The sequence below is a fragment of the uncultured Alloprevotella sp. genome (assembly GCF_963536905.1).
GTDB lineage: Bacteria > Bacteroidota > Bacteroidia > Bacteroidales > Bacteroidaceae > Alloprevotella.
In genome coordinates, this window is record NZ_CAUTBW010000001.1 from 86,354 (window position 1) to 108,621 (window position 22,268).

General features: G+C 44.5%; 15 protein-coding genes. 7 read left to right on the forward strand and 8 right to left on the reverse strand.

Annotated features, from left to right (window positions below; all coding sequences use genetic code 11):
* Positions 1 to 28: 28 nt before the first annotated feature.
* The 6 genes from ABLA33_RS00305 to ABLA33_RS00330 all read left to right on the forward strand — a co-directional run bounded on the left by ABLA33_RS00305 (position 29) and on the right by ABLA33_RS00330 (position 10,302).
* Entirely contained in the window at positions 29 to 448 is a 420-nt protein-coding gene (locus ABLA33_RS00305) for a DUF5606 domain-containing protein (RefSeq protein ID WP_347718775.1), read from the forward strand.
* A complete protein-coding gene (locus tag ABLA33_RS00310; protein WP_347718776.1) occupies positions 441 to 1,052 on the forward strand; it encodes a DUF6621 family protein in 612 nt (203 codons plus the stop codon). The genes ABLA33_RS00305 and ABLA33_RS00310 overlap by 8 nt, the downstream gene beginning before the upstream one ends.
* Before the next feature lie 275 nt (positions 1,053 to 1,327).
* Positions 1,328 to 4,234, forward strand: coding sequence for a glycoside hydrolase family 27 protein (locus tag ABLA33_RS00315; protein ID WP_347718777.1), 2,907 nt, complete (start codon positions 1,328 to 1,330; stop codon positions 4,232 to 4,234).
* A gap of 656 nt (positions 4,235 to 4,890) precedes the next feature.
* Positions 4,891 to 6,105, forward strand: coding sequence for a saccharopine dehydrogenase family protein (locus ABLA33_RS00320; protein WP_347718778.1), 1,215 nt, complete (start codon positions 4,891 to 4,893; stop codon positions 6,103 to 6,105).
* Between the two features lie 253 nt (positions 6,106 to 6,358).
* Positions 6,359 to 7,390 (forward strand): recombinase RecA, encoded by a 1,032-nt coding sequence (gene recA / locus ABLA33_RS00325; RefSeq protein WP_347718779.1) that lies wholly within the window; start codon positions 6,359 to 6,361, stop codon positions 7,388 to 7,390.
* 374 nt (positions 7,391 to 7,764) lie between these two features.
* On the forward strand, positions 7,765 to 10,302 hold the full coding sequence (locus ABLA33_RS00330; protein ID WP_347718780.1) for an adenosylcobalamin-dependent ribonucleoside-diphosphate reductase: 2,538 nt from the start codon (positions 7,765 to 7,767) through the stop codon (positions 10,300 to 10,302).
* 194 nt (positions 10,303 to 10,496) lie between these two features.
* On the opposite strand, the gene folB is transcribed toward ABLA33_RS00330, so the two are convergent.
* From folB to ABLA33_RS00345, 3 genes are read right to left on the reverse strand one after another with little or no spacing between them, the layout of a single operon-like run.
* On the reverse strand, positions 10,497 to 10,865 hold the full coding sequence (folB, locus tag ABLA33_RS00335) for a dihydroneopterin aldolase (protein ID WP_347718781.1): 369 nt from the start codon (positions 10,863 to 10,865) through the stop codon (positions 10,497 to 10,499).
* A gap of 12 nt (positions 10,866 to 10,877) precedes the next feature.
* Positions 10,878 to 13,349: a bifunctional UDP-N-acetylmuramoyl-tripeptide:D-alanyl-D-alanine ligase/alanine racemase gene (locus tag ABLA33_RS00340; protein WP_347718782.1), complete on the reverse strand. Its 2,472-nt coding sequence runs from the start codon at positions 13,347 to 13,349 to the stop codon at positions 10,878 to 10,880.
* Positions 13,350 to 13,395: 46 nt separating this feature from the next.
* Positions 13,396 to 14,304: a GSCFA domain-containing protein gene (locus tag ABLA33_RS00345; RefSeq protein ID WP_347718783.1), complete on the reverse strand. Its 909-nt coding sequence runs from the start codon at positions 14,302 to 14,304 to the stop codon at positions 13,396 to 13,398.
* A 125-nt stretch (positions 14,305 to 14,429) separates the two neighbouring features.
* On the opposite strand from ABLA33_RS00345, the gene yfcE reads away from it, so the two are divergent.
* Entirely contained in the window at positions 14,430 to 14,972 is a 543-nt protein-coding gene (yfcE, locus tag ABLA33_RS00350) for a phosphodiesterase (RefSeq protein WP_347718784.1), read from the forward strand.
* A gap of 536 nt (positions 14,973 to 15,508) precedes the next feature.
* Here the strand turns inward: yfcE and ABLA33_RS00355 are convergent.
* From ABLA33_RS00355 to ABLA33_RS00375, 5 genes are all read right to left on the reverse strand, one after another.
* Complete coding sequence (locus tag ABLA33_RS00355; RefSeq protein ID WP_009346954.1) at positions 15,509 to 15,961, reverse strand: peroxiredoxin; 453 nt, start codon at positions 15,959 to 15,961, stop codon at positions 15,509 to 15,511.
* Between the two features lie 88 nt (positions 15,962 to 16,049).
* Entirely contained in the window at positions 16,050 to 16,799 is a 750-nt protein-coding gene (locus ABLA33_RS00360) for a YaaA family protein (protein ID WP_347718785.1), read from the reverse strand.
* A gap of 674 nt (positions 16,800 to 17,473) precedes the next feature.
* Complete coding sequence (locus ABLA33_RS00365; RefSeq protein WP_347718786.1) at positions 17,474 to 19,249, reverse strand: ATP-dependent helicase; 1,776 nt, start codon at positions 19,247 to 19,249, stop codon at positions 17,474 to 17,476.
* The gene (locus tag ABLA33_RS00370) at positions 19,246 to 21,357 is read right to left on the reverse strand and encodes an AAA family ATPase (RefSeq protein ID WP_347718787.1); all 2,112 of its coding nucleotides are present in this window, start codon (positions 21,355 to 21,357) and stop codon (positions 19,246 to 19,248) included. Before ABLA33_RS00370 ends, ABLA33_RS00365 begins: the two co-directional genes overlap by 4 nt.
* Positions 21,358 to 21,497: 140 nt before the next feature.
* Positions 21,498 to 22,268, reverse strand: a 771-nt coding sequence (locus ABLA33_RS00375; RefSeq protein ID WP_347718788.1) for a Fic family protein, incomplete at its 5' end; no start/stop codon positions are given.

The window sequence follows — 22,268 nt, forward strand, 5'->3', positions numbered from 1 at the left end:
CAAATTTTGACTTAATAAAAGAAAGAAAATGAAGGATACTATTCTCTCTATCTCCGGACGTTCCGGTCTTTTCCGCCTTGTTGCTCAAGGTCATGGTAATCTCATCGTGGAAAATATTTTGGATAAGAAGCGCTCTGCGGCAGGTGGTCGCGACCGCGTTACTTCCCTCAATGATGTTTCTATGTATACCGACGAGGACGATGTAGCCCTGACACAGGTGTTTGAAAATATCTTCAAGGCTACCGAAGGTAAGAAAGCGTCCATTGATTATAAGCATGCCTCTGAGGCAGAAATGCGCGATTTCATGGCTACCGCTCTGCCAAACTACGACCGCGAGCGTGTCCACGTTAGTGATATGCGCAAATTGGCACAGTGGTATAATATTCTTATCGAAGCCGGCGTAACGGAATTTGCGGACGAAGCTCCCGCTACAGAGGACAATGAATAAAACAGGTGCGCAATCGGAGCGCGCTACACAGACTTTCAGCACCAACGTTATCCTTGTGGATGCCGATCATGTTGATGATGTCGTGCTGAATCTTACGGCTAATTTTGAGCGCATGCTCAATCGCCGATTGCCAAAAGCAGATCTGCCACGCTGGCTGAACTGCTTGGCGCTTGACGGAGGGCTCCGACCGGGCAACAATGCCATACAGGTGATCTTCCTTCATAAGCAGGAGAATCAAGCTCTCAAGCATTTTGTTCCCGCTCATTATGCCAACGACCTCGACGGTAAGGCTTTTACTGATTCGCTGGGAGAGTTCACGCTCCACAGTGCAGCAGTGCCCGAATTGAGTAGTTCTGAGGAAATGTTTCTCCATACGCTCAACGAACTTCTCAAATCCGCCACCACGGAGCGCCTTATGATTGTCGGGGATATGGATAGCGAGGAAACAGCAGCAGCTATCAAGCGTTGCATAGCTCAAGCCCCGCAACAAAAAAGTATAACACTGTTCGCCATGGAACCCGTAGCGGGTCGTGGTTTTATGCAGGAAATTCTTGGATATTCGCTGATGAATGCGCTCGGCATCAAAGGGAGCGAATTTGCATGATAATTACAGAGAAGGTGAGGACGCAGCTGGCGGGAGATTTCCCAAAGGCTTGCTTGTGTCGGAAAGGCCTACGCGGTTAGTGCCCTAATGTTTCTGACGGCGTTCCCCACCTTCTCTGTTCTTTTTTTATTTGTGCGCGAAAGGCAATAAGGAAGTTGCAGCATGGACGACTCCTTTTTATCGCGCTGATAGGGGTTGGCTTCATTTTCTACCTTCTTTCCCTTTGTGGAAGCATTTAATCTTGAAATATCTAACATCAAATAAATAAAAACCTTATGAAACTATCTCTAAAACTTGAGTGCTTGCTCCTTTTCTGCTTGGCCGCGCTGACTGGCTGGGCAGATGCCATTCAGGGAAGTACGACGGATCCAGCTTCTGGTAGGCCGGAGCACCGTTACATCCTTGCTAACAGTCAGGGCTATTATGTAAACAAAAATCTGGCACCTACTTCCACGCCAGCCAACCGCGCAGTTTTTGCCATGTATGCCGTGGACGGAAAGGCGGACGCCTACTACCTCTACAACGTAACGGCAGGTAAATGGGTGAGCTATACGAAGGCTGCCACTTATAACAATCAAACGGGCTTCCTTCAGCTTTCGGCTGAAAAACCCGAAGGAGCTTACTTCCGTTTTGATAATTATGCTGGTGAATACTATCAGATTCAGCCCTACACCACGGGAGGTACCAATGAGAAGTATTTGAATTGGTTCAAAGGCATCGGTTCTGACAATCCTTTGGACGGTAATGTCTCTTTGGGTCTTTGGCAGGATAGCGGATCTAAGGATGCTGGTAGTCGTTGGACCTTTACGGCCGTCGATGTGGAGCATACCTGGACACTTTTCTCTGCTGGAATGCCTTCCAATGCCGTTATCAAGGTGGGCAACAAGGAGTATCGTGGCGTGAATGCGCAAGGCGATACGCATTTTCGTGCGGCTTATGTCGATGCGAGTGAAGTATCTGTGACATGCGGCGGCGGTTATGTCTACACGCTTGTGGTAGATAATGCCAACCACCAAATAAACGTTGATTTTGTACAATTGTTCAACCCGACGGCATCTCCCACGGCGGAAGAGAAATATCCCTATTTGCTCAAGATGCCCGCAGCCTATGTCGGGACAAACGGCGGAAACCTATTGGGCGTTACCAAGAAATCGGCCGCAGATCGTTTCCTTCTGATTGAAGATACGGCCCGTTTGGGACAATATTATATATATGACCAAACCAGTGCAACTTGGATTTCTTACAGTTCTGCAACTATTGGTTCAACGGCTAAGCAGCAGAGCGAAAGCAAAGTGACGGTGGAAACCTCCAAGGCTTCGGCCAAAACATGGCAACTACGTTTGCGCCGCGATGGGGCAAGTGTGAGTATTTTGCCAGGCGAAATCTCTGACCCTTCGGGAGCTTCGCCAGCGTGGAACTTTACGGGTGGCGTGTCCCAAAATGTTGTTCTCAATTTGTGGCGTGCTGACGACAGCAACAGTGCTTGGCTCATCGAAGATCCTTCGGTCGGTTCGTTGGCTTGTGCCACAACGTTGTTCTCTGAACCTGGCAAAGAATTTATGCACAAGATTGTGCCCAACGAAGGAGAAACGGTGGTGGGCGTTGACTTTGGTGGCCTGACCTCTCTGAAGCTCTACGACGATCGCCTCTCCGTTGGAAATGCCTATAAATATGTATACGGCAAAGCCCCCGAGGCGGAAGGTGAATATAGCTATGTGGTGAAACTAAAAACCGCCGACGGCGATGAAAGCAGCGTTGCTGTGCGCCTCACGGTTAGCAACCACTTGCAGTCGGCCACACCGATGATGGGCTGGCTCACCTGGAACTGGTTTGCTCGCGCCATTAGCCACGACAAAATCTTAGCTGTAGTGGAAGGTATGCAGAATAAGGGGCTTATCGATGCAGGTTATTCTACCATCGTGCTCGACGACTGTTGGGCAAAACCAGAAAGCGATAAATCGAAACTCACTTATGATCCTGCTAAATTCCCCAGTGGAATCAGTGGGTTCAAGGCCGCGTGTCAAGCCGTCAATCCTAAAGTGAAAATCGGCATTTATAGTGATGCTGGTAGTATGACTTGTGAAAGATATCAACCCGGTAGTTATGGCTTTGAAAAAGAACATCTTGCCCTTTTCGACAGTTGGGGCGTTGATATGCTCAAGTACGATTTCTGCAATAGCGAAAGCGCTGCATTCGCCAGTTATAAGGCGATGGGAGCAGCCGTCAAGCGTCTCAATGAATCGCGTGTAGGTCGCACTCCCTTTGTCTTTAATATCTGCGAATGGGGTTCCAACAAACCTTGGACATGGGGCGCAGAGGCCGGCGGAAGTAGTTGGCGTGCCACGTCAGACGTGCGCGAGAGTTGGGTAGGTAGCTTCGGTCTTCCAGGTGTGTTGGGTGCAACAGATGTTGTACGCAATCTGTGGATGTATGCCGGCGTTAACCGCTTCAACGATCTTGATATGATGTGTATCGGCCTTCATGGTTTGGGCGGTCCGAGTAACTATACTGTTGGCCATCAGCAGAACGGCGGTGTCATCACAGGTCTGACGGCCGAACAAGCTCGCTCGCAGATGAGCCTTTGGTGTATGTTTGCCAGTCCGCTTTCTCTCTCCTGCGATTTCCGCAATACGCCCGCAGCTGAAAGTAATGGTTCAGCTGGCACACTCCCTAAGCCACTCATCACAGCCGACGATTTGGCCACACTGAAGAACCCCGCCATCATTGCCATCAATCAAGATGCACTCGGTCAGCAGGCAGAATATATGAAGAGCCTAAGTACAGGTACGACGAACTTTTCCAAGACGGGCTACGACGTTTATCTGAAAGATTTAACCGAAGGTCGCAAAGCAGTGGCCGTGGTCAATCGTGGCGGAAGTGGGGTGACGCCTTCCGCTCTCCCGCTTTCAGCCCTCTATATGAACGCTACGGCGACCTACATGAGTAAGGACGTTTGGAGCGGCGCAGAGAAAGAAATCAGCGGAGTACTCTCCGTGGGGCAGTTGAAGCCTTACGAAACGAAAGTGTTTGTGCTGACTGAAAAAAACGCGACTACGGGAGTTGGCAAGACGGCTCTCACAAGTAGCAATGCCACTCCTATTTACGACCTCTCCGGACGTCAGCTTCGCTCTGTTGAGAGAGGCCAACTCTATATCCAGGGTGGCGATAAACTCATGAAGTAAGTTTTTGTGTGCTGCCTTTTGCGACAGCTCTCTCTTTAGATAATTCTCAACGAACTGCATCCCTATTCCGTAAAGGAATTTAGGTGCAGTTCGTTTTTTGTAGCTTGCCTTGTGCAGTCCCTTTTCTTGTCAATTGTTTTCGTGTTTTAGCGTGCCGAGAATAGCTTGAAATTCAAGTTAAAGTAAAGAGTCCTCAGTACAGTCCGACTCGTCTGACCTGTCTGATAAGGATATTCACGAATATCCTTATTGCGTCAGCTGATACAATAAGGCTGTCGGCTGACAGAATAAGGAAATTTGCGGAGACGAATAGGCTTTTAATTTGCTAAATCCGACAAAAAAGTCGACTTTTCCCTCGAAAATGAGGGAATCTTTGAGAAAAGTCCCGATTTTTTTCCTCTATTTTTTTAGCGCACCTGGCCTGATTGTCAGCAGAAAGCTTGTGTTTTAGTTTTATTAAGACTTTTCTCATCCTTTACCAATGTAAAGGAAAGCGACAGTAAGAGAGTTTCGCTTTAGCTATGAGAGTTTTGCTCGATTGCAGGCTTTCTCAAAAGTAACAGAAAAGAAGGCTGTCTTTTTCAATAAGTGCGTTGGAAAATATCACCGAAAAAAGTTATCTTTGCGCATAATTTATCAACAAAAAAACAGACGATATGGGAAGAGTCATTATCATCGGTGCAGGTGGTGTTGCTACCGTTGCAGCGATTAAGGTTGCTAAGAATGCAGATGTCTTTACAGACGTAATGATAGCCAGTCGTACGCTGGCAAAGTGTGATGCAATCGTTGCATCGATAGCAGAAAAAGTTGGCGCAGAGCGTGCAAAGAATTTCCAAACGGCACAAGTGGATGCCGACAATACTCCCGAGCTGGTGCGCCTCTTTGAAGGTTTCAAGCCCGACTTGGTGATGAACCTCGCGCTGCCTTATCAGGATCTGACCATTATGGACGCCTGCTTGGAATATGGTTGTTCTTATCTGGACACGGCCAACTATGAGCCGAAAGATGAGGCTCATTTTGAATACAGCTGGCAGTGGGCTTACCGCGAACGCTTCGAGAAAGCCGGACTTACGGCTATTCTGGGTTGCGGCTTCGATCCGGGCGTGACGAGCATCTTCACGGCTTACGCTGCAAAGCACCATTTCGATGAAATCCAGTATCTGGACATCGTCGATTGTAACGCTGGTAATCACCACAAAGCTTTTGCCACTAACTTCAACCCAGAAATCAATATCCGCGAGATTACGCAGAAAGGTCTCTATTATGAAGATGGAAAATGGGTGGAGACCGAGCCGCTCGAAATTCATAAGACGCTGACCTATCCCAATGTAGGACCGAAGGAGAGCTACCTCCTCCACCACGAAGAGTTGGAGAGCCTCGTGCTCAACTTCCCCACAATTCGCCGCGGTCGTTTCTGGATGACTTTTGGCCAGGAGTATCTCACTCACTTGCGCGTGATTCAGGACATCGGTATGGCAAGCATCAAGCCTATCAATTATGAGGGCAAAGAAATTGTGCCACTGCAATTCTTGAAGGCCGTTCTTCCCAATCCGCAGGAACTGGGTTCTAACTACGACGGCGAGACAAGTATCGGCTGCCGTATTCGCGGCTTGAAGGATGGTAAGGAAGAAACTTACTATGTCTACAACAACTGCTCTCACCAAGCTGCTTACGAAGAAACAGGTATGCAGGGCGTGAGCTACACTACGGGTGTGCCAGCTTGTATCGGTGCACGCCTCTTCATGCAAGGACTTTGGAAGAAATCCGGTGTGTACAACGTGGAAGAGTTTGATCCAGATCCTTTCATGGAAGAACTCAACAAGCAGGGGCTGCCTTGGCACGAAATCTTCGGTGGCGACTTGGAGCTGTAGGATATAATTAAGGACTCGTTGCTTCGAAAAGTTCCCTCCGTTTCTCTCATAAAGGAGCAAGTAGGGGAGAGCCTATAAATGATTCCTAAAATAATAGATATTAACTTATAAACTAAAAAAGCCCTCTGTGGGTGGTCTCGGAATTTTCCTCTTTTGGGGAGACATGGTGGGACTGCTGTAGGTTTCTTGAACGTTCCTTTTGGTAGAGCGAACGACGATACCTTTGGGTGGGGGCACACATACCTTTTCTTATATGGCAAAAAAAGAAGAATTGGAAGCTTCAGCAGCCAGCGAAAAGCTGAAAGCGCTGCAAGCCGCGATGGCCAAAATCGAGAAAGATTTTGGTAAAGGCTCTATCATGAAGCTCGGCGACGATAAAATTGAAAATGTAGGAGTGATTCCAACGGGAAGTATTGCACTGAATGCTGCATTGGGCGTGGGGGGTTATCCCAAAGGCCGAATCATCGAAATCTATGGCCCAGAAAGTTCTGGTAAGACTACGCTGGCTATCCACGCTATTGCTGAAGCACAGAAGAAAGGCGGCATCGCTGCTTTCATTGATGCAGAGCATGCTTTCGACCGTTTCTACGCTAAGAAATTAGGTGTTGATATCGACAATTTGCTGATTTCTCAGCCCGACAACGGCGAGCAGGCACTTGAGATTGCGGACCAGCTGATTCGTTCGAGTGCTGTGGATGTGGTTGTTGTTGACTCCGTGGCCGCTCTGACCCCAAAGGCCGAGATAGAAGGCGATATGGGCGATAATAAAGTGGGCTTGCAGGCTCGCTTGATGAGCCAAGCGTTGCGTAAGCTCACGTCAACCATCAGCAAGACCAACACAACGTGTATCTTTATCAATCAGTTGCGCGAGAAGATCGGTGTGATGTTCGGTAATCCCGAAACTACCACTGGCGGTAACGCACTGAAATTCTACGCCAGTGTACGTTTGGACATTCGCCGCGTAACGACACTGAAGGACGGAGACCAAGCTGTGGGCAACCAAGTACGCGTGAAGGTGGTGAAGAATAAGGTGGCACCTCCCTTCCGTAAGGCCGAATTTGAAATTACTTTCGGAAATGGTATCAGCCATATAGGCGAGGTAGCCGATTTGGGCGTTGAATATGGCGTTATCACAAAGAGCGGCTCTTGGTTTAGCTATGGAGAAACGCGTCTCTGCCAGGGGCGTGAGGCTCTCAAGAAATTGTTGGCCGATAACCCTGAACTCTGCGACGAAATAGAGCAGAAAATTACTGCTGCCATGCAGCCAAAGAACGAAGAAGAGTAATTGCTGACTCTTAGGAGTCTAAACTGTGAGCCTTTGTGCGACAAGACGAGCATTATGTCCTATGTGCTCACTCGTAAGTCTTTGGTTTTAGGAGATTTAAAAGAGTTGTTTGTGGTTTAGACTTTTTAAAATAGAAAACTTTTTAAGCAGGCTTTGATTGTAAGTATTTGATAATCAAAGCTTGCTTGTTTTGTTTTGGAAAACTTTTAGGGATTTGATAAATATATGCGTGAAGATTTTTGGAAATATGGGTGGGAATGTATAGCTTTGCATCCCGAAAAAAGAGAGGAGGGTTTTATTCCAGAAATAAATAAGAGATGATGCTCTTCTTTTTTATATAACACGTTAATTATATTCTCTAAAATCTTCATAAGGTGGAACAAAAAATCTACAGCTACGATGAAGCGTTTCAAGCGTCCCTCGAATACTTCGCTGGTGACGAGTTAGCAGCCCGCGTGTGGGTCAATAAATACGCTCTCAAGGACTCGTTTGGCAATATTTACGAGAAAACGCCTGCTGATATGCACAGGCGTTTGGCCAACGAGCTTGCTCGCATAGAAAATAAGTATGAAAATCCGCTGTCAGCGGAGCAAATCTTTGAGCTCCTCGACCATTTCCGCTATATTGTCCCTGCAGGTTCGCCAATGTCAGGTATTGGAAATCCGTATCAAGTAGTGAGCCTTTCCAACTGCTTTGTGATAGGCATCGATGGCGATGCAGATTCCTACGGCGCAATCATGAAGGAAGACGAAGAGCAGGTGCAGCTGATGAAGCGTCGCGGTGGCGTTGGTCACGACCTTTCGCAGATTCGTCCGAAGGGTTCTCCAGTTAAAAACTCCGCCCTTACCTCAACGGGTATTGTTCCGTTTATGGAACGCTTCAGCAACTCTACGCGCGAAGTGGCGCAGGACGGCCGACGCGGCGCACTGATGTTGTCCGTCAGCATCAAGCACCCCGATAGTGAGGCCTTTATCGATGCGAAAACTGAGGAGGGTAAAATCACGGGCGCAAATGTCAGTGTGAAAATTGATGATGCTTTTATGGAAGCCGCTGTTGCAGGAAAGAAATACCAGCAGCAGTACCCCATCGATAGCAACAACCCGAAGGTGGTCAAAGAAATAGAGGCGCAGGCACTTTGGCAAAAGATTGTTCACAACGCATGGAAGAGCGCTGAACCGGGTGTACTTTTCTGGGACACAATCATACGCGAAAGTATCCCTGACTGCTATGCCGACCTTGGTTTCCGTACAGTGAGCACGAATCCGTGTGGAGAGATTCCACTCTGCCCCTATGATAGTTGCCGATTGTTGGCCATCAATCTGTATAATTATGTAGAAAATCCATTTACGGAGCAGGCCTCTTTCAACTTCGAGAAGTTCCGCGACCACGCAGCTAAGGCGCAGCGACTGATGGATGATATCATCGATCTGGAACAAGAGAAGATAGATTTGATTCTCAATAAGATCGCAGATGATCCGCAGACTGAAGAGGTCAAAGAAACAGAGCGACATCTCTGGGAGAAAATCAAACGCAAAACTGGTATGGGGCGACGCACGGGTTTAGGTATCACGGCTGAGGGCGACATGCTGGCAGCCCTCTCTTTGCGCTATGGTACTCAAGAAGCAACGGACCAAGCTGTGGCGGTTCAACGCACGCTTGCACTGGAAGCTTATCGCTCCAGCGTTACGATGGCTCGTGAACGTGGCCACTTCGAGATTTTTGATGCAAAGCGTGAAGAGAAGAATCCGTTTATACTTCGTATCAAAGAAGCCGACCCGCAGCTCTATGAAGACATGGTGAAATATGGTCGCCGCAATATAGCTTGTCTTACGATAGCTCCCACGGGTACAACATCGCTCATGACACAAACTACGAGTGGTATTGAACCTGTTTTCTTGCCCGTCTATAAACGTCGCCGCAAGGTGAATCCGAATGATCCAAAGGTGCGCATCGACTTCATTGACGAAACGGGTGATGCTTTTGAAGAGTATATCGTGTACCATCATAAGTTCCTCACTTGGATGAAGACCAACGGCATAGACACGGAGAAGAACTATACGCAGGAGGAAATCAACCACCTGGTGGAACAGTCACCGTATTACAAGGCTACGGCAAACGATGTGGACTGGCTGATGAAGGTGTCAATGCAAGGAGAGATTCAGAAGTGGGTGGACCACAGTATATCTGTTACTGTGAATCTTCCGAACAATGTTGATGAAGCCCTTGTTGACCGCCTCTATGTGCAGGCTTGGCGTAGCGGCTGCAAAGGATGTACGATTTATCGAGATGGAAGTCGCTCGGGCGTTATGATAAGCGTTAGCAAGAAGAAAGAGAAAAAGACTCAAGATTGCCAACCTCCTGAAGTGGTGGAGAAGCGCCCCGATGTACTGGAATGTGATGTTGTTCGTTTCCAAAATAACAAAGAAAAATGGGTGGCTTTTGTTGGGCTGCTCGATGGACGTCCCTACGAAATCTTCACAGGTTTGCAGGACGACGACGAAGGTATCGTATTGCCCAAGAGTGTGACAAAAGGACACATTATAAAGGCTGCTGGACAAGATGGAATGCATCGTTACGATTTCCAGTTTGAAAACAAGCGCGGCTATAAAACGACAGTAGAAGGCTTGTCTGAGAAATTCAACAAAGAGTTCTGGAACTATGCCAAATTGATTTCAGGAATCCTTCGCTACCGTATGCCGATTGAGAATGTTATCAAACTCGTTAGTTCTATGCAGATGGAGAGCGAGAGCATCAATACGTGGAAAGCCGGTGTTGAGCGCGCCTTGAAGAAGTACATACAAGATGGAACGGCTGCTAAAGGTCTGAAATGTCCCAATTGTGGTCACGAAAGTCTTGTTTATCAAGAAGGCTGTCTGATCTGTAAAAACTGCGGCGCCAGCCGTTGCGGATAGTGACAAGCGTATTATACCTCATAAAATAAGTTCTGCCGCCTGTTCCATCTCGGAATAGGCGGCAGTTTTGTAGACTTATCTTCGAAAAAATGTAGTATTTCTTGTTTTGTATCTTCGAAAAAGTGTGATTTTTCCTTATTTTATCTTCGAAAAAGTGTATTGAAGTGTGATTTTAGTCTTCGAAAAAGTGTGATTTAGACATCTTCTCGCTTCGTTGTCAGCGTGACGCTCGCACCTAGGCAGGCGGCACCGATGGGCGGGTTTACTTTGGTGAGCGTCAGGGTGACGACACTGATGAGCGGGAATGTCTTGAGAATGTGCCGATTGATGCGGCCGCAAACGTGCTCAAGGAGGTTGGAGGGTTGCTCCATTTCTTTACGCACAACCTCATAGACACTGGCGTAATTGACCGTTCCATTCAAATCGTCCTCCTCTATGGCCGTGGTGGCATCGGGGAGAATGAGGTGTACATCAACGGTGTAGTCGCCGCCCACTACGCGCTCTTGCGGCAAGCAGCCGTGAAAGGCGTAGAACAGAAGCTGATGAAGGGCTATCTCTATCATCTTGGCGTTTTTTTACTGGAAATACACTCTCTTCACGCGTTCGCTGATGCTTGTGAGTACCTCGTAGGGAATGGTCTGCAAGACATCGCTCAGCACAGTTACTGGGAGGTGGTCGCCAAATATCTCAACGCTGTCGCCCTCGTGGCAAGGAATGTCCGTGACATCAATCATGCACACATCCATACAGATATTTCCCACATAGTAAGCCTTCTGCCCATTGACAAGGCAATAGCAATGGCCATTACCCAGATGGCGGTTGAGGCCGTCAGCATAGCCAATAGGGATGGCAGCAATGCGGCTGGGGCGCGTGATAGTTCCCTTCCGACTGTAACCTACCGTATCACCCGGCGCAACGTCGCGAATTTGCAAGATAGTAGTTTTGAGCGACGACAGATTATGGATGACGTGGTTATCGATAGGGTCGATGCCGTATAAGCCCAATCCGAGGCGGCACATATCAAGGTGGCGCTCCGGGAAACGCTCGATACCCGCCGAATTGCAGATATGGCGCAGAATCTTGTGGGAGAAAGCCTGTTGCAACTGCCTTGAACCCTCATCGAAGAGTTTGAACTGCTGTGCGCTGAACTCATCGAATTTTGGACTGTCGCTGCCCACGAAATGCGAGAATACGGAGCGCGGAATGAGCGCTGACTGGTGTTTGAGACGATCAATGAGTTGCGGCATATCCGTCTTAGGATTGAAGCCCAGGCGATGCATGCCCGTGTCGAGTTTAATATGAACGGGGAAATTAGAAATACCCTGTTTACGTGCCGCCTTAATGAGTGCTTCGAGTAAGCGGAAGTTGTAAACCTCTGGTTCAAGGTCGTATTCAAACAGTGTATTGAAGGACGACATCTCGGGGTTCATGATGATGATGTTAGCCGTGATGCCCGCCTTTCGGAGGTCTGCGCCCTCGTCGGCCACGGCCACGGCTAAGTAATCAACCCCTCTGTCTTGCAGCGTCTTGGCTATCTCAACGCTTCCAGCCCCGTAAGCGGAGGCTTTGATCATGCAAACAAGCTTTGTTTCAGGCTTCATGAACGAGCGATAGAAGTTGAGGTTCTCCGAAAGAGCTTCGAGGTTCACTTCGAGCGTTGTCTCGTGCACTTTCAAGGAGAGAAGTTCGGTGAGTTCCTCAAAATTGAATTCGCGTGCACCTTTCAGCAATACGAGTTCGTGTTGTATCTCGTTGAGCACGCCACTCTCCAGCAGCGCCTCGGTAGAAGGGAAAAAGCGCTTTTTGATTGTAAACGCAGAGTGGGCAGCTGAAATCTGAGGGCCTACACCAATGATGCGGTTGATGCCGCGCGAGTGAACCATATCTGCCACTTTCGCGTAGAGATCTTCGTGACTCATTCCGCTCTGCTGGATGTCGCTGAGGATGAGTGTGCGCGTCATTCCGTTTTGGTCGGGGCGGCGACTCATAAAGTCCAGTGCGATGTCGAGTGAGTTAACATCGTTGTTGTAGCTATCGTTGATAATGGTGCAGCCTCTTACGCCTTGTTTCACCTCCAGGCGCATCGCCACAGGTTCGAGCTTCTTCATGCGCTCGGCAATAACGGCAGGGGTGATGTGGAGGTAGAGACAGACGGCCAGCGCGTTGAGAGCGTTCTGAATAGAAGCGTCGTCAACGAACGGAATCGTCATTTCGTAGTTTTTCTTGAGGTAGGCATAGGCTATCTCTGTAGAAGTTTCATTCTTCTTAATGGTGTGGATAAACAGAGGACTATCGGCATCTTTGCGCGACCATGCCAATAGATCTCCCGTATAGAGCGAGCGTTGGACACAATCGGAGATCACGGGATCGTCACCATCGTAGATGAGGATATTGGTATCTTTGAAAAGACTCAGCTTCTCCAAGCATTTCTCTTCTATGGTGGCAAAATTCTCTTGATGAGCTTGCCCGATATTGGTCATTACGCCAATGGTGGGTTGGATCATGGCGCGCAGGGTTTGCATTTCATCGGGCTGGCTGATGCCCGCTTCGAAGATACCTATCTGGCTCTGTTCGTTGAGCAAACAAACGGAAAGTGGCACTCCCACTTGTGAGTTGTAGGAGCGCGGGGAGCGGGTGACAACCATTGAAGGAGATAGCAACTGATAGAGCCATTCCTTAACAATCGTCTTGCCATTGCTGCCTGTCACACCGATAATTGGAATGGAGAAAGCTTCGCGGTGGCGTTCGGCCAATCGCTGGAGAGCTTTGAGCGGCGAGATAACCAAAAGGAAGTTAGCTTCGGGATAGAGTTCCTCATAATGGTCAGGGACAGTTCCAACAACAAAGTTGCGCACACCGCGGCGATAGAGGTCGGCGATGTACTTATGGCCGTCGTTGCGCTTTGTGCGCAGGGCGAAAAAGAGCGATGTTTCTGGAAAGGCTAAAGAGCGGCTGTCCGTCAGCAACCAGTCGATTTGGGCATCCAAGTGATGGCCAAACAGACGCGCTCCAATGAGCGCAATAACTTTTTCAAGAGAATAATGCATAATTATTATCCCGTTATGAGACGTATTTATTTTGTTTTCTTTTATCCTAAAATAATCGAGGTTCTTCTGCCATAGGCTTATCTGCAGCTATGGGTTTGTGAGCGGTTCGGCGGCGTTCTTTCTCCAGCGTTTGTGCTTGTCGGCTTGTTTCGGGAGAAAACGTCCATTCGCGGAAACGTTGCCAAACATAGTCGGACGCTTGGGCCGAAGGATGCAGCATATCGGCATCGAAGAAGCGATAATCGCGCAGCTCGTCTGTCACGATTTCGTAGGCAGGAAAATAGAGCGCGTTATCATTGGCCGCACAAAGTCGGTCGACAGATAGCATGAGTGTAGACTTTGCCAGTTGGTTGCCGTGCATTCCATATTTTGCATAGCGATAAGGACTAATGGTGAAGAGCACTTTCAGCCGTGGGAGTTCACGCGCAAGAGCTTCGAGTAGTGGATTCCAGGCGTTGCAAATTGTTTCGAGGTCAATGGTTTGTTCTTGAAACGTTGTGGCCAACTCTTTGTGGCAGTTGCCCACCACATAGCCTTGTGTGCGGTGCAGATAGGCGTGGTTAGTGCCCAGCGTGATAGTGAGAATGTCGGCTTCGCGTAGCAAAGTGGACGCTCTCTCGAAAGCCTCCATGATTTTTCGCTTACAGTCGATGCGCTCTTGGGCGGAAAAATGCGTGGAATGAAGCCAACTGTGCCACAGCCCATCGCGACCCTTGAAGATGTAGGCGTCTGGAAAGAACAACGAGCCTTCCAGCAAAATTTCCAACGCCATGCGGATGCTCTCAGGATTATAGAGCACGCCAAAAGGATTGACACACACTTGTCCGTCGGGGAGAGCCTCCTTCATACGAGCGCCTATGCTGTCGGCAAAACAAGAACCTATCAGCAGGACGCGGCTTGTGGGTGTCACCGTCAAGGCTGTTTTGGGTAAATCAACTATTGTTCTAAATTCCATACTTAACTGCAAAAATACTCCTTGAGAGGAGAAATAAGCCTATTATCAGTGAAAAAGTTTGTAGTTTTGCACCTCATCATGGGTGGAAGGCCTCAAAAGGAGGCGACATCTGTATTTTTATGCGTATGAAATACCTCATAGTTTCTGATATTCACGGCTCTCTGCCGGCTTTGGAGCGCGTGCTCGATTTCTTCCATAAGGAGCATTACAATATGCTTTGTATCTTGGGCGACATTATCAATTATGGCCCTCGCAACGGACTGCCTGAAGGCTTAGACCCTAAAGGTATCGTAGAACGGCTCAATCCTTTGGCTGATCGCATTGTGGCCATTCGTGGAAACTGTGATAGCGAGGTGGATCAGATGCTGCTCGATTTTCCGATACTTAGCGACTATGCGCTGCTTGTTGAGGGCGGGCAACGGATATTCTTGACTCACGGTCATGTGTATGGCGAGCAGAATTTGCCGCGTGCCGGTTTCGACGTTTTTATTTATGGGCATACCCATCTGTGGAAACTGGAACGTGACGAGCAGGGTAGGGTGATTTGCAACACGGGTAGTCCCACCTTCCCGAAGCAGCAGCGGCCCGCCACGTTCTGCACGTTGGAGAACGGAAATCTCAGTGTGCGCCTGCTGGACGGAACGATTCTCAAAACAATAGCTCTGTGATGTAAATTATCATGGTTGCTTTCTTCTTTTTGTAAGCTTTAATTTACAAACGCTTTTCTGATTCTAGAAACGGAAACAACCTTTTTTGTGTTTTTTTTATCGGCCTGTTCGCTTGTTTTGCTTAGTTTGATTGGTCGGAATGCTAAAGAAAGGAGGATTTTCCTCTAAGAAATGCGTTTTTTGGCTTATTCTGTCAGCTGACAGCCTTATTCTATCCGAAAATATCCTTATTCTATCCAAGAATTTCCTTATTGTATTTTCAATTCCTCGGCGAGAAAATAAAATTCCTCGGCGAGAAATTTTAATTTGCCCTATAGAAATTGAAAATAGGCCTATTTTTTTGATGCAAAAAATAGGCGTTCTTTTCGATCGTAGGCGAAGAAATTGATTTTTGAGCCTCTCTTGAGGCTGTAGACTGCGAAAAATATTGACAATATAAGACGTTTCTAAATTTGTCTTATGCTTCTTTTATAGTGAATACTGTAAAGGTGAAACGATATCACCTTTACAGTAAATGGAGTTATATGGAGACTTTATTATTCTCCTAAGATCTGTGCGGAATGCTCCTTCACCTTGATTTCTTTCGGGCTCATAATGCGCGTGATAACGCCTTGTTCATCGGTGATAAACGTGGTGCGGAACACGCCCATAGTGGTGCGGCCGTACATCTTCTTTTCTCCGTACACGCCGAGGGCTTCAACGAGGCGCTTCTCCGTGTCGCAAATGAGCGGGAAGGGGAGTTGATATTTTTCGATAAACTTCTTGTGCGATTTCTCGTCTTGAATGCTGCATCCGAGCACTTTGTAGCCTTGCGCAAGGAAACGTTCGTAATTGTCGCGCAGGTTGCAGGCTTGATTGGTGCAACCCGGAGTAGAATCGCGCGGGTAAATGTATAACACTACTTTTGAGCCACTCAGTTCGCTCATTGTCCATTCTTTGCCGTCCTGGTCTACGCCCAGCACTTCCGGCAACTTTTGTCCTATTTCCATAATTGTAAGTTTAAAATTGAAGCCCCTTTTCTTCTCTCTATGAAGGGAAAGCTCTCTCCTGTAGTTTGAAGCGGGGCGCATTTAGGGGTTATAATTGAATGTCTAAATCGTCTTGAATTCTTTGTAGGAATGCTTCCACGCTTTCTCCCTCGGCGGGGAACTGGCTCAGGTTTCCTGCTTGTTTGATAATCTCCCGCGTCATTGCACCGCGGCAACTCTTGGCATACATGGCGGGAGAAACCATGCGGCCGTTCTTCTCAATGTAGAACGTGGGCTGAATCACATGCACTTCTTTCTTGACACGCTTCCAATCGAAGAGGTGCTCCATCTCCTTTGTGGCCAAGTGCACGAGGATTCCATCGTCGGACTGCACGGCACGGATGAGTTCTTCCGTCAGCCGCGGCTTCCAAAAATCAAACATGGTGCGTTCTTCGGTGGCTTCCAACTTCACCTTGCCTTCCATGCGGTAGGGGTGGATGAGATCAAGCGGTCGCAGAAGCCCGTAGAGAAACGAAGTGATGAAAAGATGTTCTTGTGCAAAACGGAAGTCTTCGGCCGAAAATTCTGCCGCTTTCAAGTGTTTGTAAGCTTGTCCGAAATAGGCTAAAATGGCAGGCATTTTCTCGTTCTCTTCTCTGAACGACTGGTAGCGCAAAAGGTTCTCTGCCGCCAGTTGTGGGCTACAATTCAGTGCGTTTCCCACCTCTTCCACATCCCATTGGCTCACCTCCAGCGCAAAGCGTTCGGCCTCGGCTTCAAAGCATGGGCGAGAGGTGCAGGGCACTTGCGTACTCGTCTGCGCATTCATTATTTTAGCACAAGCCAGCAGTATTTGCATATCATCATCTCTTTTTGATTGTGAAACTTAAGTCTAAGATTGTTTATCTTGGTCTTTCTATTATGCAGATGTCCAAATCTTTCTGTTTGCAAATATAATAAAAACTCGTGTTTTTTCTATCTAAAAAGTCTCATAGCAATCTTTCGGTAATATAAATCTAGCAAGTGAATTCCTACATCCACTTTTCAACCCTAGTCCTTACCAAATCTAGAATCATAGCTTTATCTTTAGACTCTATACTATCTTGAACTTTCTTACCCTTAAATGTTTGATAAATGGAAAAACAAAAAACAGGAATTCCTTTTATTAAAAAAGATTCTTAGTGAGTTTCAGGTGCTTTTTCTCTCCAGACTCCTGTTCTACTACCTATTTTAAGATATATTCTTTTCTCAATATCTAATTTAAATATAAAAAAGAGGGGAATATCAGAATTCCTCTCTTTTGTTGAAGATACTTGTTGTATTCTTTACTTCACTTCCTAAAACTTATCCGATACTGATTATCAGCGTGTTATATTCTTATGGTACAAAAATGTTTCCTCAATTTGAGTAGTATTGATTAGAAAACATCTTGGATGTTGTCTTGCAGATCTATATCTTCTATTATTTTTATAATCTTCTAGGTTTTTACCTAAATCAATCATTAGGAGGATTATCCCTAATGACAATTTGGGGTTATATCACATCATATTGAAATCTTATATTTTTTAACTCATCTGTCATTTCAAGAGCCTTTCTTTTCTTCGTCTGTCTTCCCGTCTCACTAATAAGATGCAAGTTCGTTTTAGCCCTAGAACAGATGACGTATAGCAATTTCTTTGAAGCTTTAATCCCCTTTTGAGCAAATATGTCATTCCAGTGTGGGATAAAACCTTTTAAAAGTCCATATGCGATTACTGTTTCAAATTCTTCTCCCTTTACACCAACACAAGTATTAATGACGACTCCTGTTCTTTCTCTATAAAAACTTTTAAACGATTGAATATCACTAGGAATTTTAAAATTAGGATCTTCTACACGCTTCTTAATACTAGTAAAATACAAATCCCATAATTCTACCAGCTGTGGATGCTTGGTATAATCTATTTCTACAGCCTTAAGAAATTGCATAAAACAATCTTTTATATAATCAAGGCCCTCTACCTCATTAGAATCTATTGAATTTATTAGTCTCAACAAATTTCGTTCACTTGAATATCTTTCTAAGAATTCTGTATTTGTAATATCTCTAAAACCATCTATTAATTCAGTTGCCCATCTATACCTTGCTGAATATATTTTTGGATTTGGTTCTGTGAGGAATAGCCGTGAAAGTTTATACCAAATATTATCTCTATTTTTTGACATTGGGGCTAATCCTGAAGCATCAAAATTTACGTCAGGTAACGTTACTCTTAATTTTTTTGAAACAGAGGTTATCAACCACCATTGTGGGACTAATACACAAATTTCATCCTCTGGAATTCCCTTATCCAAGCTGTTTTGAATTAATCTGGCTATTTCATCTACAATATTAGATTTATCAACCGTCTGATTAAGCGTTATCAAACTATCTTTTTCAGCATTAGACCCAACAGCATTAATTTTAATAGGCTGTGTTTGAAAATTACTATAAAAGTCAATAATCCTTTGACTCGATCTATAATTACCACTGAGTGTTAATGGTGTTACAGGAAGATTTTCAAGTTCTATCTGAATTTCATCTAAACTTTTAGCCACTCCTCCAAGAGATGCATAAATAGCTTGATCTATGTCACCGACGAGAAATAGAGATGTATTACCTTTTCCAGATTTAATGATTGTAGAAATTATTGCATATAATAAATCCTGCGTATCTTGATACTCATCAACACAAATCAATTTGAATAAATTAGAAAGCACTTTTGGAATCCTAGGATAGTCCGTTAATATTTTATAAGAATAACAAAGTATTTGTTCAAAATCTATAAGTTTTTTTTCTTTTAAAACATTATGATACTCATTCAGAAGTCCAAGTTTTTCACGATTTGTTTCAATACAGCTCCCATCTCTTTGAAATTGAAAATTTATAGGTTCTATCTGGTTTATATTATACTTAGTTTTTAACTCACTAACTAAATCAGCGCAAAAGGCTTCGTCAGCAATTGAAAATCCATTTTTCAGTGCAGGTACATAACAAGAGTAAGGCTTCAATATCCACTCTAAGCAAAAGGCATGTAATGTTCCTGACCAAACATTATCACAATTAATACCTAAAGCATTAAGTCGTCTAAATATTTCTTCAGCAGCTCTTACTGTAAAAGTTACAGCAGCTACTTTTTTCTTACAACCCTCATCAAAATGACTAGTGACATAAGCAAGTTTATGAATTATCACTCGCGTTTTGCCACTTCCTGGACAAGCCGTCAACAAAACATTTCCTTCTTGTTTAACAGCTTGTTTTTGCTCATCATTTAATTCGTTAAATGTCATAATAGCTTTAAGAATTTAGTTAATTGATCATCTTGGAAAGTATCACAAAATTCGTTTATAATAGTCTCCTCACTTTTTCCTTCTATTAGAAACTTGCTTGCTTCTTCTTGATAGTTATTATCATCATCTTCTCTGAATGCCATTAAACGATATGAAATTGCTTTAACTTTAGAAGATTCATTAAGAGAGTAAGCTGCAAATGCTATTGCATCCAGAATATAATTAGGGATATATGTATTATAAACTAATTCCTCAGCCACTAATAATGCTAACCAACCTTTACCAACCTTATCTGCAATCCTTAGAACTTCAACCCCAGAAATATCGACAGATTCCTCTTCTAATTTCTTTTTAAATTTATCAATATCTGCTTGCCGAGCGTAAATTTTATCTAGGCAATGTACATATTCCCAACTATTATTATTTATCAATAGATCCACTTCAAATGTATAATTTGCTAAACAAAGTTTTAAAAATTTGTTTCCCTTGCAAAATTCAGTAAGTCGATTTTTCCTTTCAAGTCCGCTTTTTTGTGACTTTCTACAATGCTTTTGATAATCATTATCTTTATTGGGGTCAGCAGGAAGAGAAACAATTGATTGATCAGAATCAGTCAGAATGGCGCAATGCTTTTGTATTCTGTCAGCGTGAAAAATCTGCGCAATATTCTCAAAACCAGTACTACCAATACTTATTAAGCTAACTCCTATCTCATCCAGTGAAAGTCCAAATACCTTTTTGAACATTTCTGGAATTAAAATCTGCTCTGCATCACCCTCAACTAAAACAACTCCTTTTGCAAACAGAAGGTTGCTTCTTACGGCATCTAAGTATCTTTCCACTCTAATAGTCTGACTTTGCTCTAAGTTATGTGCAGGATGAAAGACCAACGACCTTTGGCTTTCGCGTGCTAGAATATTCACACTACTTATTTTACTAACTGACGAAATATGTGTAGAGTGAGTTGATATTATTACCTGTGTTTTATTTTCTTTTAAGTTGTTGAAAAGAGTTTTTTGAATATGTGTGTGAATATGTGCTTCAGGCTCTTCGATGAAAAGGAAATTAGCAATGTTATCAGACTTTACCTTCTCATATTCCAGTAATTTTAAAGACAAATAAATCAAATTTGCTCCTCCTAAACTTAATTCCCAAATCTTCCCTTTATACCCTAAATCATCAGGATCACCAACCCATAGTTTTAATGACTGGAATAACTTCTCCATTTCATTAGGTATTTCTGATCTTATATCGATATTAGGTGCATAAGTAGTCCCCACAGCATCCTTTATGCTCTTATCTACCCCCCGCCTTATTTCCTTGACTTCATCCAGCGAGCTAATCTGTTCATTAAGGTTATCAATGCTTTCTATTATTTCGTTTTGCTTTGCTATTTTTACAGTTTTTTCCTTCCCTCTCAGAAGATTTAATAAAGGATTGTTAGCATAAGACCTTAAGTCACTTTCTACATCACGTAATGCTTTAATAAAAGTACATGAAACCTCATTATGAATACTTATTTCCGATGGGGGACGTGTCCCAAAAGCTAATTCCTCCTTATCATCAGGATTAGGAAATTCTATTTTATCAAAATCACCTACATATCGCCTATAGCTTTCATCATCACTAAAGTCTGCTTCCCCTCGACATAAATAAACCGTTTCATAATCCGCTAAGGAAATCTGGGTCAATATGTCTTCTAAGCCTTTGGGACATTTATCTTCCCTTAATGAATAATCATAAATTTTTCTTCTTAATTCATATTTGGGCCGAAAGTACACGGAGTAACTTCCTTTCGATTCTTGGTCCATTTGGCCACATGCTTGAATTGCTATCGCTTGTGCTTCCTCATTTGCATCCAATTCTTCAAAAACGACAGAAATAATTAACCAATGTCCTTTCCAAGTTCCTAAAGATCTATTAAAATCTGTTTCATAAAAGCTTATATATCGCGGAAGCGTATTATCAAGTAAAATTCTTAAAGCATAAAACAAATTTGTTTTACCTGAGCCATTTTCTCCGATGATAGTATTTATACCTTTCGTGAATTTCAGTTTGGCACTTCTGAAATTTCTAAAATTTCTAATAGATAAAGAAGAAATATGCATAATCAAAAATGTTTTAAAATTGTAGGCTTATATACTGTAACGCTGTAGCAGAATACATATAGTATACATAGTTAAATAATATGTTTTTTAGAAGTATTGATAAATTTCAAATATAAGTTATAGTTTTCTCAATATTGTGTCTATTCATTCTGCTCATAATAATATGAATAATCGATACCTTTCATAAACATTTCTCGGTCACCAATCTTGGTGGTGAGTGCTGCCTGTACCAAAGCCTTGATATGCGTGCTATCAGAAACACTCTCACGCATGGCTGACAAATATTCGTTTTTATCTATATGACTCCAATCCACACATCGTTTGAGAGAACGTTTCAGCATGAGGTCGAGCCAAATGCGAGTGCTGCGACCATTACCTTCCATAAATGGATGGGCTACGTTCATTTCGACATACTTGTCCATTATTTCTTCGAAGGTGTTTTCTGGCATTCTTTCAATTGTTTGTAGCGTAGCAGGGAAGTGCATACAATTAGCGAAAGTAAAACCTCCTTTGGATATATTCTTTGTTCGGATTTGTCCTGCAAAGTCATACAGTCCTCCAAAGAGATAAGCGTGTATTTGTTGCAGACACTTTACACTTCCCGGCTCTGCCGTTTTCAATAGTCTGCTCTCAAAAAGTTGATAGGCTTTCTTCTTACTCTGCCCATCGATGGTGTTATCGCTGTAAGTAAACCAATCAAGAAATCCCATTGCCTTGACATTGGATATTGCTTTTGCCAGAAGAGTTACGCCCTCTGCATCAAACGTATCTATCTTATAAGACTTCCCGTCAGAGGCTTTTAGCTTCAGTTGGTTAGTAGCACTAACCAACTGACTATTTTCTTTTCTTAGTTTGGTTTTGAGATACTTCCAATAGTTTCTCGTCTTTTGGTAATCATCTTGCTCGTTAAT

What these genes read in the sequence shown, in the direction of transcription:
- ABLA33_RS00305 (WP_347718775.1), top strand. Translation starts at nt 29, where the DNA reads ATGAAGGATACTATTCTCTCTATCTCCGGACGTTCCGGTCTTTTCCGC.
- ABLA33_RS00310 (WP_347718776.1), top strand. Translation starts at nt 441, where the DNA reads ATGAATAAAACAGGTGCGCAATCGGAGCGCGCTACACAGACTTTCAGC.
- ABLA33_RS00315 (WP_347718777.1), top strand. Translation starts at nt 1,328, where the DNA reads ATGAAACTATCTCTAAAACTTGAGTGCTTGCTCCTTTTCTGCTTGGCC.
- ABLA33_RS00320 (WP_347718778.1), top strand. Translation starts at nt 4,891, where the DNA reads ATGGGAAGAGTCATTATCATCGGTGCAGGTGGTGTTGCTACCGTTGCA.
- recA (WP_347718779.1), top strand. Translation starts at nt 6,359, where the DNA reads ATGGCAAAAAAAGAAGAATTGGAAGCTTCAGCAGCCAGCGAAAAGCTG.
- folB (WP_347718781.1), bottom strand. Translation starts at nt 10,865, where the DNA reads ATGATAGAGATAGCCCTTCATCAGCTTCTGTTCTACGCCTTTCACGGC.
- ABLA33_RS00340 (WP_347718782.1), bottom strand. Translation starts at nt 13,349, where the DNA reads ATGCATTATTCTCTTGAAAAAGTTATTGCGCTCATTGGAGCGCGTCTG.
- ABLA33_RS00345 (WP_347718783.1), bottom strand. Translation starts at nt 14,304, where the DNA reads ATGGAATTTAGAACAATAGTTGATTTACCCAAAACAGCCTTGACGGTG.
- yfcE (WP_347718784.1), top strand. Translation starts at nt 14,430, where the DNA reads ATGAAATACCTCATAGTTTCTGATATTCACGGCTCTCTGCCGGCTTTG.
- ABLA33_RS00355 (WP_009346954.1), bottom strand. Translation starts at nt 15,961, where the DNA reads ATGGAAATAGGACAAAAGTTGCCGGAAGTGCTGGGCGTAGACCAGGAC.
- ABLA33_RS00360 (WP_347718785.1), bottom strand. Translation starts at nt 16,799, where the DNA reads ATGCAAATACTGCTGGCTTGTGCTAAAATAATGAATGCGCAGACGAGT.
- ABLA33_RS00365 (WP_347718786.1), bottom strand. Translation starts at nt 19,249, where the DNA reads ATGACATTTAACGAATTAAATGATGAGCAAAAACAAGCTGTTAAACAA.
- ABLA33_RS00370 (WP_347718787.1), bottom strand. Translation starts at nt 21,357, where the DNA reads ATGCATATTTCTTCTTTATCTATTAGAAATTTTAGAAATTTCAGAAGT.